This window comes from Streptomyces sp. SM18 (assembly GCF_002910775.2).
Classification (GTDB): Bacteria; Actinomycetota; Actinomycetes; order Streptomycetales; family Streptomycetaceae; genus Streptomyces; species Streptomyces halstedii.
This window is the reverse complement of record NZ_CP029342.1, coordinates 5743221-5756857: the sequence shown is the minus strand read 5'-3', so window position 1 is coordinate 5756857 and position 13637 is coordinate 5743221. Positions and strand designations below refer to the sequence as shown.

General features: G+C 71.7%; 13 protein-coding genes. 1 reads left to right on the top strand and 12 read right to left on the bottom strand.

Annotated features, from left to right (window positions below; all coding sequences use genetic code 11):
- Positions 1 to 184 precede the first annotated feature (184 nt).
- Positions 185 to 1588 (bottom strand): MFS transporter, encoded by a 1404-nt coding sequence (locus tag B9S64_RS25815; RefSeq protein ID WP_258317580.1) that lies wholly within the window; start codon positions 1586 to 1588, stop codon positions 185 to 187.
- 222 nt (positions 1589 to 1810) lie between these two features.
- On the opposite strand from B9S64_RS25815, the gene B9S64_RS25810 reads away from it, so the two are divergent.
- A complete protein-coding gene (locus tag B9S64_RS25810; protein ID WP_109492124.1) occupies positions 1811 to 2560 on the top strand; it encodes a TetR/AcrR family transcriptional regulator in 750 nt (249 codons plus the stop codon).
- Positions 2561 to 2601: 41 nt separating this feature from the next.
- Here B9S64_RS25810 and B9S64_RS25805 read toward each other — a convergent pair whose 3' ends face one another.
- From B9S64_RS25805 to B9S64_RS25755, 11 genes are all read right to left on the bottom strand, one after another.
- Entirely contained in the window at positions 2602 to 4107 is a 1506-nt protein-coding gene (locus tag B9S64_RS25805) for an APC family permease (protein ID WP_103490074.1), read from the bottom strand.
- 82 nt (positions 4108 to 4189) lie between these two features.
- Entirely contained in the window at positions 4190 to 5935 is a 1746-nt protein-coding gene (locus B9S64_RS25800) for a fatty acyl-AMP ligase (protein WP_103490075.1), read from the bottom strand.
- Positions 5932 to 8658: an aminotransferase class III-fold pyridoxal phosphate-dependent enzyme gene (locus tag B9S64_RS25795; protein ID WP_103504946.1), complete on the bottom strand. Its 2727-nt coding sequence runs from the start codon at positions 8656 to 8658 to the stop codon at positions 5932 to 5934. The genes B9S64_RS25800 and B9S64_RS25795 overlap by 4 nt, the downstream gene beginning before the upstream one ends.
- On the bottom strand, positions 8655 to 8915 hold the full coding sequence (locus B9S64_RS25790; protein ID WP_103490077.1) for an acyl carrier protein: 261 nt from the start codon (positions 8913 to 8915) through the stop codon (positions 8655 to 8657). Before B9S64_RS25790 ends, B9S64_RS25795 begins: the two co-directional genes overlap by 4 nt.
- A gap of 70 nt (positions 8916 to 8985) precedes the next feature.
- Complete coding sequence (locus B9S64_RS25785) at positions 8986 to 9489, bottom strand: 4'-phosphopantetheinyl transferase superfamily protein (protein WP_146060092.1); 504 nt, start codon at positions 9487 to 9489, stop codon at positions 8986 to 8988.
- 52 nt (positions 9490 to 9541) lie between these two features.
- On the bottom strand, positions 9542 to 9817 hold the full coding sequence (locus B9S64_RS25780) for a phosphopantetheine-binding protein (RefSeq protein ID WP_103490079.1): 276 nt from the start codon (positions 9815 to 9817) through the stop codon (positions 9542 to 9544).
- On the bottom strand, positions 9810 to 10682 hold the full coding sequence (locus B9S64_RS25775) for an alpha/beta fold hydrolase (protein ID WP_164344151.1): 873 nt from the start codon (positions 10680 to 10682) through the stop codon (positions 9810 to 9812). The genes B9S64_RS25780 and B9S64_RS25775 overlap by 8 nt, the downstream gene beginning before the upstream one ends.
- Complete coding sequence (locus B9S64_RS34620; protein WP_103490081.1) at positions 10669 to 11673, bottom strand: nitronate monooxygenase family protein; 1005 nt, start codon at positions 11671 to 11673, stop codon at positions 10669 to 10671. The genes B9S64_RS25775 and B9S64_RS34620 overlap by 14 nt, the downstream gene beginning before the upstream one ends.
- A complete protein-coding gene (locus B9S64_RS34615; protein ID WP_103490082.1) occupies positions 11673 to 12500 on the bottom strand; it encodes a hypothetical protein in 828 nt (275 codons plus the stop codon). Before B9S64_RS34615 ends, B9S64_RS34620 begins: the two co-directional genes overlap by 1 nt.
- Positions 12497 to 12742 (bottom strand): acetylxylan esterase, encoded by a 246-nt coding sequence (locus B9S64_RS25760; protein WP_028441047.1) that lies wholly within the window; start codon positions 12740 to 12742, stop codon positions 12497 to 12499. The genes B9S64_RS34615 and B9S64_RS25760 overlap by 4 nt, the downstream gene beginning before the upstream one ends.
- Entirely contained in the window at positions 12739 to 13620 is an 882-nt protein-coding gene (locus tag B9S64_RS25755; RefSeq protein ID WP_103490083.1) for a diiron oxygenase, read from the bottom strand. Before B9S64_RS25755 ends, B9S64_RS25760 begins: the two co-directional genes overlap by 4 nt.
- Positions 13621 to 13637 lie beyond the last annotated feature (17 nt).

Sequence of the window (13637 nt, the reverse complement as noted above, 5' to 3'; positions counted from 1 at the left end):
GGACGCGACCCCTCGTCCGTGACCGGAGGCTTCGAGGGCCTCGGTCACCGGGGGTCGCGTCCACCGGCCCCGCGCGCGTACGGGCCTGTACACGCGCGGACGACCGCGGACGGGCGCGGAGCCGGGCCGGGCCGACGCGGGTCGCGTCGGCCGGGGCCCGGCCGCTCGCCGCCGCCGCGGCCGGTCAGTCCCGCTCGGGAAGCAGGTCGCCGCTGTCGGGCGCCGCCGCGTCCGCCGTGACCTGCGGGCCGGTGCGCGGCAGCATGGTGAAGGCGATGACCAGGCCGACGATCACGACCCCGGCGCCGATCGTCATACCGAACGCGTACCCGTCGTTGAGGGCCTCCGCGGTGGGGACGCCGTCGGTACGGTTGTTGGCGGCGGTGCCCAGGGCCGCCAGGCCGAGGGAGGCGCCGATCTGCCGCGTGCTGTTGAGCAGGCCGGAGGCGCTGCCCGTCTCGTGTTCCGCGACACCGGAGGTGGCGAGGGAGACGGCCGGTGCGAGGCAGAGCCCGATACCGATGCTGCTGACGATCGACGGGCCGAGGACGTCCACGGCGAAGGAGCCGTCGGCGCTCAGCATGCCGAACCAGGCGAAGCCGATCGCCATCAGCACACCACCGGCCAGCAGGATGTTGCGGGCCGCGAAGCGGTAGCCGAACTTGACGGCGAGTACGGAGCCGATGACCACGCCGAACGCGAACGGCAGGAACTCCACACCGGTCTTGGCCGCCCCGCTGCCCAGCACCCGCTGGAGGTAGAGGGACACGAAGTAGAAGGCCGAGGCCATGGCGCCGCCGAGCAGCAGGGTGAAGGCGTTGGCGCCGGCGACCGAGCGGTTGCTGAACAGGCCGAGCCGGATCAGCGGGTCGCGGCTGGTGGTGCGCTCGACGTAGAGGAAGGCGGCCAGCAGGACGACGGCGACGGCCAGGGTCGTCAGCGTCTCCGCGGAACCCCACGGATGCCGGTCGGTACGGACCACGCCGAAGACCAGCAGGCCCATGCCCGCGGTGGCGAGGACGGCGCCGAGCACGTCCGGGGCACCGCGGCTCGCCACGGGCCGGTCGGGGGCGACACCGCGCACGGCGAGCAGCAGGGCGACGGCGACGATGGGGACGTTGACGAACATCACCCACTCCCAGCCCGCGTACTCGGTGAGCAGACCGCCGATCAGGACGCCGAGGGCGCCACCGGCGGCGTTCATCGCGCTCCAGACGCCGAACGCCTTCACGCGCTCCTTGCCGCCGGGGAAGGTCGAGGCGAGCAGCGCCAGCGCGGCCGGGGCCAGCGCGGCTGCCCCGACGCCCTGCACGGCGCGGGCGGCCACCAGATGACCGGGTTCCTGGGCGAGTCCGCCGGCCAGGGAGGCGAGTCCGAACAGGGGCAGCCCGATCAGCAGGATCCGCTTCTGGCCGTACCGGTCGGCGACCTTGCCGCCCAGGAGGAGTAACCCTCCGAAGGTGAGGGCGTAGGCGTGGATCACCCAGGTCAGGCCCGACTCACTGAAGCCGAGGCCCTTGCCTATCTCCGGGAGACCGACGTTCACGACCGACAGGTCCAACGACACCATGAACTGCACGACGGCCACCGCGGCGAGGATGAGCCCCGGGCGAGCACCCCGCTGGATGGCCGATTCCCCACTTGCTGATTCCGTGTTTGTCACCGCAACCCAGTCCTCTGCGCTCTTCTCGGGCCAGTAGATTTTTCGAACATGTTCTGAAATTATCACCGGGAACAGCCCGCTGTCGAGCAGGAACCTCGAAGCCAACCGGTTTCGGGCGGAGTCAGAGCAGAAGGGCATGATGGGACGGTGTCCCGAACCAATGCACCGCACGGCCGCGTCGGCCGCCCCCCCGTGACGTCCCGCACGCAGATCCTGGCCGCGGCCCGTCGGCTCATCGACCAGAACGGCTGGGAGAAACTGACCATCCGCCGGCTGGCCGGCGAGATCGGCATCGGCGCGACGACCTTGTACCACCACGTACGGGACAAAGAGGATCTGCTGTTCCTGCTGATCCACGAGTACGCGGAGCAGATCCCGCACCCCGACCTGCCCCCCGAGCCCCGGGACCGCATCGTCGCGGCCGCCACCGCGGTCCACGACGCCCTCGCGGCCTGGCCGTGGGCCGCGGAGGTCCTCACCACCGACGGCTTCCTCGCCCGGCTCGGCGACTCGGCGCTGTGGCTGGTCGAGACCATGGTGGCGGGGGCCATCGACCACGGATGCACGCCCGAGCAGGCCGTCCACATCTACCGCAACATCTGGTACTACACGGTCGGCGAGATCCTCGTCCGGGCCCACTCCGCCCGGGAGCGGGCGGCGGACGAGAGCCCCGATGTGGACGCCTTCACCGCCGGCCACGGCGGGTCCCGGCTGCCGCGCATGACCGCGCTCGCCGACCAGTGGCCGGGCCTGGCCTGGCAGGACACCTACCCCCAGGGGCTCCGGGCCTTCGTCGACGGACTGCTCGCCCAGGCCACCTCGACGACGCCGCTGAGCGACGCGGCGCCCGGCGGGGGCCCGCGCCCGGCGCGGGCGGCCGGCTCCGGGGCCGGGTGACCGGAGCGTCCGCACCGGTGGCGGGGGTGGTGCGGACGCGGTCAACGCCCGGCCGCCACACGGTCGGTGACGTCCGGGCCGGCGGCCTCGACGGGTTCCTCCGGGCGGTCGTCGGCCCGCGCCAGGCGCGCGTAGCGCTCGGGACGCGCGGAGCGGATCCACAGGGCGTACAGGGGACCGAGCACCGCCGCGGCCACGATCAGCCAGGGCAGGGCGCCCACCACCGGGTTGTCCGTACCGGTCATGGTGTCGAAGTGGGTCACGACCAGCGAGGTGCCCGCGGCGAGCCCGGCGAAGCCGAGTGCCGGCGCGAGCGCGGTGCGCCACCAGTGCCGGTCCGGTCTGCGCCAGAAGTAGCCGATGACCGAGACGCACGCCACGGCCTGGAGGAAGACGATGCCCAGGGTGCCCAGGCCCAGCATGCTCGTGGTGATCCCGAGGTACGGGTCGAGCCCGGCGAGCGCGAACGCCGTGGCGGTGAGGACGCTGAACGCCGTCTGGGTGAGGCTGGCCCGGTGCGGTGAGGCGTGCCGGGCGTGCACCGTTCCGAGGGCACCGGGCAGCACCCCCTCGCGGCCCAGGACGAACAGGTAGCGGTTCGCGGCGTTGTGCAGGGCCAGCCAGCTGGCGAAGAGGCTCAGGCAGAGCAGGACCTGCATGACGGTGGTGAGCGTGGCCGTGAGGTAGTCGTCGCTCAGCCGGAAGAAGAGGTCCCCCAGCTGACTGCCGGCCACGTCCTGGATGTGGCCGGGCCCGACGGCGCCCACCGCGATCCAGCTGACGAACCCGTAGAAGAGGGCGATGAGCGAGACGGAGACGTAGGTGGCGCGCGGCACACTGCGCTCCGGGGCGTGCGCCTCCTCCCCGTAGAGCGCGGCCGACTCGATCCCGATGAACGAGATGAACGCGTACATCATGGTCACGCCGACGCCCGCGCCGGTGAGGGTGTGCGGCGAGAACGACACGGTGGGCAGGGCCGCGTGGCCGTGCCGGATCAGCACGGCCGCGGCCAGGAGCAGGAGGATGCCCACCTCGCAGAGCATCGCCACGCCGAGCACCCGGACGCTCAGGTCGATCTGGCGGTATCCCAGCGCGCCGACCACCAGCAGGCCGAGCGCCGCCCATATCTCCCAGCGGACGTCCAGCCCGTGCGAGGCGGCGACGAGCCGGGCGAAGTAGGCGAACGCGCCGAGCAGTCCCACGGACGCGGCGTTGTACGCGAGCACGGCGACGAGACCGCCGCCCACCGCGGGCGGCCGGCCCAGGCCGTACGAGATGTAGGTGTAGAACCCTCCCGCGTTGACCACCGTGCGGCTGATCGCGGCGTAGCCGACGCAGAAGCACATCAGGGTCAGGCCCGCGAAGACGAACATGGCGGGCACACCGGGCCCGTTGCCCAGGGCGAACGCCAGCGGCACGGTGCCGACCATGGCGGAGAGGGGCGCGGCGGCCGCGACGATCAGGAAGACGATCTTGGGTGTGGTGAGGCTGCGGGAGAGTCCGCCCTCCTGGGGTCGTGGGGTGGAGGCGGACGGGGTCGTGCTCATGGGTGCTCCCTCTGTCTGCGGGGGGGCCGGACGGCCGGGGTGCGCGGGGGATCGGCACCCCGGCCGTCCGGAGCTGGACCCGCTACGGCCGTACGGCTGGGTCGTCCGTACCGGCCGCCGGCGGGAGGCCGTCCGGTCCGGCCGGCGACCATCCTTCGACGAACAGTTCGCGGGCCTTGGAGCGCTGCACCTTCCCACTGGTGGTCTTGGGCACGCTGCGCTTGGGGACCAGGTGGATCGCGGCGGCCCGCACACCGGTCCGCGAGCTGACGGCGGCCTGGACGGAGCGGCGCAGCGCCTCGTGCTCCGCACGGTCCAGCTCGGTCTCGACGACGAGGTGGAGCTCTTCCGAGTCGGCCTCCTCGTGCCGGTACCCGACCGCGATCACCGAGCCGAGGCGGACGCCCGGCACGGTCTCGGCGGCCTGCTCGAAGTCGGTCGGGAAGTAGTTGGCTCCACGGATGATGACCAGGTCCTTGGCGCGGCCGGTGATCCGCAGGCGGCCGTCGCGCAGGTAGCCGATGTCGCCGGTCTTCCACCAGTCCGGTGCGTCGACCGACTCGGCGGTCACCTCCGGGAGTTCGAAGTACCCGACCGTGCGGGCGGGGCCGCGGAACTGGACGTGTCCGACCCGGTCCTCCTCCAGGACTCGGCCGTCGCCGTCCACGATCCGTACCTCGTTGCCGTCGAGCGGCGCCCCGCAGTCCACGATCCGCACCGCGTCCGGGGCGTCCGGGTCGGTGTCGGTCACCCGTGCCTCGGCGACGAGGCCCTGACGCTCGACCGTGTCGACCACGAGCGGCTCGCCCGGCTGGGTGGCCGTGATGACCAGGGAGGCCTCGGCCATGCCGTAGGCGGGGGTGATCGCTCCGGAGGGCAGGCCCCACCGGGCGAAGCGTTCGACGAAGCGCCGCACGGTGCCGGGCTGGATGGGCTCGGCTCCGCAGAGCCCGATGCGCCAGCTCGACAAGTCCACCCCCTCCAACTCCTCGTCGCGGGCACGGGCGGTGACGTAGCCGAGGGCGAAGTTCGGGGCGGCCGTCACCGATCCGCGGTACGCGCTGATGTTGCGCAGCCACTCGGCGGGCGCGCGCAGGAGCCGGGCGGGCGGCATGAGCACCGCGCTGCCGCCCGAGTAGACCGGGCACAGGATGCCCGAGAACAGGCCCAGGTCGTGGTAGAGGGGCACCCAGTTGACCGTGGTGTCCCGGTGCGTCCAGCCGACGGCGCGGGTGATCTGCTCGCAGTTGGCGGTGAGGTTGGCGTGCGAGATCATGACGCCCTTGGGCCGGCCCGTCGATCCCGAGGTGCACTGGATGAACGCCAGGTCGTCGTCGTCCGGGAGGCGGACGGGGTGCGCCGGCGCGTCGGCGGCGGTGGCGCGCGCGTACAGCTCCGCACCGTCCACCAGTGTGGTGCCGCCGAGGTCGGGGAGCCCCTCGATCACGGCCGCCACGGTGATGACCGCGGTCGGCCGCAGGTATCCGACGAGCTCCTTCAGCTGTCCTTCGAAGCCCGCGGCACCGCCGAAGCGCAGGGGTACGGCGATGGCCGTCGGCATGGCACCGAGCAGTTGGGCCCCGAAGAAGGCCGTCATGAACTGCGCGCCCGTGGGCAGGCACAGCACCACCCGGTCGCCGCGGCCGACCCCCCGCTCCGCGAGGGCGGCCGCGCACCGTGACGCGGCCTCGACCAGGACGTCGTAGCGGAGTGTCTCCTCCTGGCCCGGTTCCGGGATCAGCGTCACCGCCGAGGCGTCCGAGCCGCGTTCCGCCTGTGCCAGTAACGCGTGCAGGATGCTTCTGTGGCGCGGTCGGGATGCGGTCATCGGGTGTGCTCCTCGTGGGTGCGGCTGAACTGGTCGGTGATCCACGGCTGTACCGAGACGTCGTCGGAGACGATCCGGGCGGGGAGGAAGCCGTGCCGGGCGGCCAGGTCCCGGGCGGCCAGCACTCCCTTCGAGGAGAGACCGCCGTAGGAGGGACTCGGTGTGCCGGGCTCGAAGCCGAGCAGCATCGTTTCGGCCATGCAGGAGTAGAGGATGCCCGGCGGCAGCGTGAGCCCCGGGAAGTGCGGGGTCTGTACGCCGGGGAGCTGGATCCGGCCACCGGAGACCAGCGTGACGTTCGACAGCCCGGCCACCGCCGGGTGCACGTCACCGGGGACCGCGAGGTCGCAGACCAGGACCTTCTGCTCACCGGCGAGGTGTCCGGGAAGGATCACCGGGTCCGCCGAGTTGGTCGCGCTGACCACGATCGGGCAGTCGCGCAGGGCGTCGAGGTCCTCGGCTATCCGCACGTCCACCCGGCCGGGGAGCCGGGCGGCCACCGCCTCCAGCCGCCGCGCGGAACCGGGCCGGCCGACCAGCACCATCGAATCGCAGTGCGGGGCGATGAGTTCGGCCATCACCGCGCCGATGTTGCCGATGGCGCCGACGAGCCCGACACGGCGTTCACCGTCGGTCTCTGCCAGTTGGAGGCGGAGCAGGTCGTAGGCGCAGGCGGCGGTCAGCGAGTTGCCGGACGTCACCTTGATGTCGTGCTCGACCACGTCCCGCGCGGCGTTGGTGACGATGGAGGTGTGACCGCCGAGGCCGATGGCCTGGGCGCCGAGCGAGACGCTCAGGTCCACCGCGTCGAGCACCGTGCGGCGCAGCCACGCCCCGTGGCCCGCCCGCAGCGCGGCGTTGGCCTGGGCGGCGGTGAACGGCGCCGCCACCATGACGACCTCGACCTCTCCCCCGCTCTCGGAGGTGACGCGGTGGCGGACGACCTCGAAGGGGTCCAGCTCGCCCCACATCCGGTCGAGCGCCGCCGTGCACTGCGCGTCCGACCAGGCGGCCAGCTCCGGCGACAGGGAGCCCAGTTTGCCGGGGCTGTCGATGTTGGCCAGGAACGCGACGCGCGGCACGTCCGCTTCCCCGCCGGTGGGCGCGGGCCAGTCGCGGCGGGGCAGCGGGACGTGCTGCCGCGGCTTCCACTCCTCGGTGGCCGGGACCGTCAGATGGGCGAGCAGGGTCGCGTAGTCACCCCGGGAGAGCAGACCGGCGACGTCGTCGAAGGCCACGGCGACCCGGTCCACGTCGGCGGCCTCCAGCAGGGCGGACGGCTGGACACGGACCGTGGTGGGGGCGGACAGGGTGGGGATGACCCTGATGCCGTGGGTGTGCAGCAGACGCCCCGCGATCAGGTAGCCGAGCGACTCGGAGTCGATCGCTTCCCGCAGCAGTCCGGAGTCGGGCCGGGGCAGCACGAACTCGATGCCCAGGAGCAGTCCGCGTCCGCGCACCTCGACGACGGAGTCCGGCCACCGCTCCGCGACCTCCACCAGCCGCTCGCGCAGGCGTGCGCCCGTCTCGACGACGCGGTCGCGGTAGGACAGGGCGAGTTCCACCGCGGCCGTCGCGATCCGGGACGAGAAGTCGTCGTCGGCGAAGGTCGAGGTGTGGTGGCGGCCGAACTCCGCGACGTAGCGCTTCTCGTCGACCAGGAAGGCCGAGACCTTGGCCAGCCCGCCGCCGAGGGACTTCGAGAACAGGTAGTAGTCGGCGACCACACCGGAGCCCTCGGAGGCCAGGAAGGTGCCCGTACGGCCCATGCCGCACTGGATCTCGTCGAACACCAGGGCCGCGTCGTGCCGGTCGGCCAGCTCGCGCAGGGCGGCCAGCGTCTCCACGGGGACATCGTGCACCCCGGACTCGCCCTGGATGGGCTCGACGAAGCACGCGGCGACCGGCGACAGGTGGCGTACCGCCGAGTGGGGCACTCCGGCGGCGTCGACGCGGACCGTGTGGACCGCGACGCGTTCGGCGTCGAGGGCGCTCACCACCGCCTCGGGCGTCCAGTCGTGCAGACGCCGGTGCCGCGGTCCCGGGACGTGCAGGTCCGCGGGTATGTTGCCGCCGTGCGTCAGGGTGCCGGCACCGGCCGACTTGCCGTGGAAGGCGTTCCGCAGCGAGACGAAGACCGGGTCCGTCTCCCGCATCCCGGTGATCCGGTCGAGGGTCTCGCCCAGCACCTCCGCGCAGCGGCGTCCGGCCGCGGGTCCGTCGGCGCAGACGGCGTCCGCGCCGGCGTCCCGCCGTACCCGCCGCAGGGAGAGCTCGACGTCCTCCTGGAGGGCGCCCAGCCGCCGCCGGTGCTCGACCGTGGCGTGCTTCACCGCGGCTTCCACCGCGTCCGCCCCGGTGCTGCCGAGGGTGACCACATAGCTCGCGCCGGTGGTGGATCCCACGATCTCCGAGAGCCGCCGCGCCAGTTCGGCCGCTCCGGGGCGGACGCTGACCTGTGCGTTGAAGGGGATCTGCTCGTCGAAGCACCGGCGGGCCACGGCCAGCAGCTCCGGGTGGTTGTGCCCGAGCAGCGACGAACCCGCGCCGCCGACCAGGTCCAGCACCTGGTCGGCGGCCTCGGGGCGGTCTCCCGCGCCCGGTGATTCCCTGGTCAGATGGTCGCCCTGGCCGGACCGGTAGGTGACGTCCAGGCGCAGGGCGCGGAACAGCCTGGCCAGCTCCGGCCGGCTGTACCGCTCGAAAACGGAATCGACGTTCATGCGTCACCCTCTCCTTGCCCGGCCCGCACGGTCACCAACGCGGTGACCTGGTCCACGACGTCACGCAGCGTCTCCATCGAGGCCGCCTGTTCATCCGATATCCGCACGCCGAACGCGGATTCCATGTCGACCACCATGTTGATGGAGCGAATGGAATCGAGGCCGTAATCTACGAGGGGGACGTCGATGTCGATCTCGGAGACCTGCAGTCCGCGTCGGAACAGTTCATCGACGACCTCAAGGATGTCTTGGTTCATTGCGTCTTCCCCATTCGATACGTTCCGTCGGCCGGGTGCCGGCCCGGGAAGGCGAGGCGGACCGCGGAATTCAACGCCGTATCGCCACGGCGAACGCGTGGCCCGCCTCCGAGTGGATCCACAGCGGTACGCGCACGCCGCGGTACGACGCGGTCAACGTCCCGCCGGAACGGCTGAGTCCGATCCGCCAGAACAGGAACTCACCCGTTGTGCCCGCGCCGTTCATGGCCTTGTAGGCCGCTTCCTTGGCGGCGAACAGCTCACGGGGGCTGTACTCACCGGCGGGCGGGAGCAGCGTGCGCCGCTCCCGCTCGCCGAGGACGAACGCCGCCATGCGGGCGGTGACGGTCGCGCTCTCGATGTCGGCGCCCACGGCCTCGGCCCCGGGGACCACCACCGCGACCGCCAGGTGGGCGGTGTGGGAGATGGAGCCGGGGAAGCCCCGCGGGAAGCACGGCCGGCCGTGCGGATCGCGGGGCACCGTCCGCTCGGCCGAGCCGGCCGAGGACAGGGCCGCGGCGGCCGCGTGGCGGCCCGCCGCCGACTGCTGGGCCGGTCCGTGGGGCCACGGCACCGGATGCCACGCGATCGCGGGCTCCGGCACGAAGCCCCCGCCAGGACGCGGCTCAGCGGCCACCCGGTGTCCCCACCGCGCCCGTCTCCACCACGTGTCCCGCCAGTGAGTCGATCGTGCGCAGCACCTCGGGGCGGACCTCGTCGTCCCATTCGAAGCCGAACGCGTCCTCCATCGCCACCAGCAGGCTCACCAGCGCGGTGGAGGGCACCCCCGCCTCCCGGAGCGACGCGGTGTCCGGCACACCGCTGACGAACCGGTCGCCGCCGAAGATGTCCACCAGCAACGCACGGATGCGCAGCCGGGCTTCGGCCCGCGGATCAGACATCCGATTCCACTTCGTCCACGAACTTGCGGACGATCTCCTGGAATCCCTCGGGGTCGTCGAGGAACGGCACGTGGCCGGCCTTCGGCATGAGCGCGAGACGGCCCTTGGGGAACAGCTCGGCCAGTTCCTGGCCGGCCGTCGGGCCGAGCAGGATGTCGTCGTCGCCGAGGGCGATCAGCGTCGGGGTCTGGATGCGGGTCAGCAGCTCGGGGCTGGGGTCGCCCTGCTGGGCGAGGGTCAGTCCGTTGTTGAGCTCCTCGGCCGTGGACATCGCCAGGAAGCTCTCCCGCAGCCCGAGGAATCCCGGGGTGCCGGTCTCCTCGTTCATGTCGGTGCTGATCACCTCGGGGTACATGTGGCTGTACAGCTCGGGCATGCCGTAGCTGTTCAGCGTCCGCAGCCAGGCGCGCTGGAGCCCGCGGTGGCGCCGCATCCCCTGCGGGCCGACGACCGGTCCGGCCAGCACCATGCCCCTGACCCGGTCGGGGTGGGCCAGCGCGACGTCCCGGGCGAGCTGGGTGGAGGCCGACGTACCGATCAGGTAGGTCGACTCGATGCCCAGCCCGTCGAGCAGTCCGATCAGGTCCTCCGCGTGCTCCTCCCAGGTCGGCTCCTGCTCCACGCGCGAGGACTGCCCGTGGTTGCAGAGGTCGTAGCTCAGGACGCGGTAGTGCTTGACGAGTTCCTCGGTGTACTCACGCCAGAACGGGGCGCTGAAGAAGAAGTTGTTGAGCGTGGTGACGGTGATGTCGCCCTCGCCGTTGGTCTCGGCGTAGAGCTCGACGCCTTCCCTGGTGCGGACGCGCGGGATGTCCTCGCGGTAGCTCAGGTCGTGGTGGTTGTCCTGCGCCTCATCGGCTGACATTGCTTTCCATCCTTGTCTGGTTCGTGACGGTCTCGGCGCCCGGCAGGACACGCGCGAACGCGGCCACGACATCGGCCGCCGAGAGTTGTTCGGAGATGTCACCGCAGGACCGGCCGCAGTACATCGCCATCTCCTCGATCCGGCCGCTGGTCGCTTCGGTCGGCACCGCCGAGCTGAAGCGCGGTACCAGGTACGGCTTTCCCTCGACCACCGTGCGGCCGATGAAATTCTTGGGCTGTCCGGGGTCGGCGGTGACGGCGGTCGCCAGGACGCGGTGCCGCCGGCCCGGCCAGCCGATCTCGTAGACGTCGGTGATCACGGTGTCGGCCTCGTCGGCCGCGGTCACCGCCGCCTTGAAGCGGGAGTGGGCCCGCGACTCGTGCGCGACGACGAAGGCGGTGCCCAGCAGGACACCGTCGGCTCCGGCGGCGAGTGCCCGCCCGGCCTCCTCGGGCGAGCCGATGCCGCCCGAGGCGACGAGGCAGGCGTCGGGCAGCCGGTCGCGCAGGGCCGCGACCAGGTCGTCGCGGCGCGCGGTGCCCAGGAGGTGGCCGCCGGCCTCGGTGCCCTGGGCCACCACGACCGCCCCCCGTCCGGCCGCGTGCGTCCCGTCCTCGACGGATCCGACCTGGACCACCAGGCCCCGGCCGGCCGCGACGACCCGGTCGAGCACCGCGTCCTCGGGCATGCCGAAGAACGACAGGTGCACGCGCTCGGGCGTCTCGTCGAGCACCTGGGCCACCTGGCGGTCGAGCTCCTCCGGCCCCACCACCTCCGGGATCAGGTTCACGCCGACGGGCCGTTCGGTACCGGCGGTCAACCGGCCGAGTACGGCCGACAGCGCGTCGCCGGCCAGCTTGTAGCCGCCCACACACCCCGCCGCGCCGGCGTCGGACACGGCGCAGGCCAGCTCCGCGCCGGCGACGCCGCCCATGCCCGACTGGAGCAGCGCCACGTCCAGGCCGAGCGCTCCGGCCAGCGTGGCACGCATCAGCTCAGGCTCTCGATCGCCGACACCGCGGCGTCGGTGCTGCCGAACCGCGCGGTCAGGGCGTGCACCCAGCGCTCCAGGCCGAAGGCCAGGCAGCTGGTGTGCGCCGTGTCGTCCCCGGCCCGGATGTCGCACCGCTCGCCGAAGAAGTTCCGGTGGTAGTTGACGGAGCCGATCGCCAGGCCGTCGACGACGAACTCCTCCTTCACCGGGAACAGCCGCTGCATCTTGGCCTTGCCGCCGTTCTTGTCGAAGAACGGGTCGGTGGCGACCTCCAGCCGGACGTCCAGCCCGAGCTGGGCGCACAGCTTCGTCACGACGTCCTTGGCGCGGAGCAGGTGGTTCTTCGCCACCTCCTCGGGCCCGACGCAGACGATCTCGCGCATGGAGAAGCCGAGCAGCCGTTGGAGGCCCTGGTAGTGCTCCTCGTTGCGGAAGCAGGTGCCGACCGTGGTCCGCAGGGCTCCCTCGGCGGGCAGCTCCGAGCCGGCCAGGTTCAGGTAGACCGAGTAGCAGGCCGCCGAGGGCAGCGCGAACGCGGTCGGCTCCATGACCTCGGTCGGCATCTGCGCGACCGGCCGGGGCGTCTCGGCCAGCAGGCCGCCCAGACGCTCCGGGTCCAGCCGGGTCGCGGCGAGGCCCAGGTGCGGGAAGTTGTCGTAGTAGTCGAAGGTGTCGAGGTCCTGACACCGCATCAGGAACGGGAACCGGAACTCCGGGGCGCCCCAGCTGTCGGCCCATCGCAGGACCACGCCGTCGATCGCCCGCAGCAACCGCAGCTGGCCGCCGTCGAGAACTCCCAGGCCGTTGTCGGTCGCTGTGGTCATCGCGCCGCTTCCTTCTTGAAGAATCGTGCTTCCAGCGCGTCGAGGGTGCGGAAGTCGTCCAGATCCAGGTCCTCCGGATCGATGGACTCCCCCGTCAGCTCCTCCAGCAGGAAGATGAACTCGACGAACGCCAGCGAGTTGATGGCCCTGCTGTCGATCAGGTCGAGGTCCTCGGACACCCGGTCGAGTGCGGGGTTACGGCCCAGGATGAACTCCTGGACCGCCTGCATGGGGTCGGTCATCGCTTGATCGTTTCCCTGCCTACGCCGGACTTCGACAGGAACTTCCTCGTCCGCTTCAGCACCTGGTCGTGCGTCTCCACCCGGGCGGGGTGGGCCAGCGCCTTGCGGCGCAGCGCCAGCGCGTCCGGGATGCCCGCGTCGCGGTAGGCGGCCGGGTTGTAGAGGGTGCCGATGCTGTACTGGAGGTAGTTCTCCAGGTACTCGGCGACCACGGGCGCCTCGTCGGGGTCGCGCTTGACGAGCTGGCCGAGCAGGTTGGTGAAGACCATGCGGCCGAACGCGACGTGCCGGCTCTCGTCCTGGTGGTGCACCCGGTTGATCTCGCGGGCGATGTGCGGGAGGGTCTGGTCGGTCGCCATGTACGCGTTGTAGTGGTCGACGATCTCCTCGAAGATGAGGATGCGCGCGAAGACGATCAGCTCGCGGGCGATCGGCGAGAGGTGCTCCACCGAGTCGGCCTTCAGCGTCGGCTGCGCCGGGTACAGCTTGCCGCCGTAGCGGAGGCAGAACTGCGCGAAGAACCACATGTGCTCGTTCTCCTCACCGATGAAGTGGTGGAGGAACTCCGAGACGTCCGCGTAGGTCTTCTCGTGGATGCGCATCACGACGTCGCTCATCAGCTCGCGGATGCCGTGGATGTTGAGGCTGAAGAAGTTGACCGCCTCGAACCGGGTCAGCGCGAGCTGCTGCTCACGCGTCAGCTCGTCCCACATCGGCGTGCCGCCCAGCGTGGTGAGGTGCTCGCTCATCCACGGCTTGTCGGGCTCGATGGTGTCGGGCCAGTCGAACATCGTGTACGGGTTGTAGTAGCCGGACTCGGCCAGCTGCTCCAACCGGTCGAGTTCGAGCACGACCGGTTCGATCTCACGTACTGCCATTCTCACTCGTCCTTCCA

Bases quoted from the DNA above. Each gene is read 5' to 3' on its own strand.
- B9S64_RS25755 (WP_103490083.1), bottom strand. From the start codon at position 13,620: ATGGCAGTACGTGAGATCGAACCGGTCGTGCTCGAACTCGACCGGTTG.
- B9S64_RS25760 (WP_028441047.1), bottom strand. From the start codon at position 12,742: ATGACCGACCCCATGCAGGCGGTCCAGGAGTTCATCCTGGGCCGTAAC.
- B9S64_RS25775 (WP_164344151.1), bottom strand. From the start codon at position 10,682: ATGTCAGCCGATGAGGCGCAGGACAACCACCACGACCTGAGCTACCGC.
- B9S64_RS25780 (WP_103490079.1), bottom strand. From the start codon at position 9,817: ATGTCTGATCCGCGGGCCGAAGCCCGGCTGCGCATCCGTGCGTTGCTG.
- B9S64_RS25795 (WP_103504946.1), bottom strand. From the start codon at position 8,658: ATGAACGTCGATTCCGTTTTCGAGCGGTACAGCCGGCCGGAGCTGGCC.
- B9S64_RS25805 (WP_103490074.1), bottom strand. From the start codon at position 4,107: ATGAGCACGACCCCGTCCGCCTCCACCCCACGACCCCAGGAGGGCGGA.
- B9S64_RS34620 (WP_103490081.1), bottom strand. From the start codon at position 11,673: ATGCGTGCCACGCTGGCCGGAGCGCTCGGCCTGGACGTGGCGCTGCTC.
- B9S64_RS34615 (WP_103490082.1), bottom strand. From the start codon at position 12,500: ATGACCACAGCGACCGACAACGGCCTGGGAGTTCTCGACGGCGGCCAG.
- B9S64_RS25790 (WP_103490077.1), bottom strand. From the start codon at position 8,915: ATGAACCAAGACATCCTTGAGGTCGTCGATGAACTGTTCCGACGCGGA.
- B9S64_RS25800 (WP_103490075.1), bottom strand. From the start codon at position 5,935: ATGACCGCATCCCGACCGCGCCACAGAAGCATCCTGCACGCGTTACTG.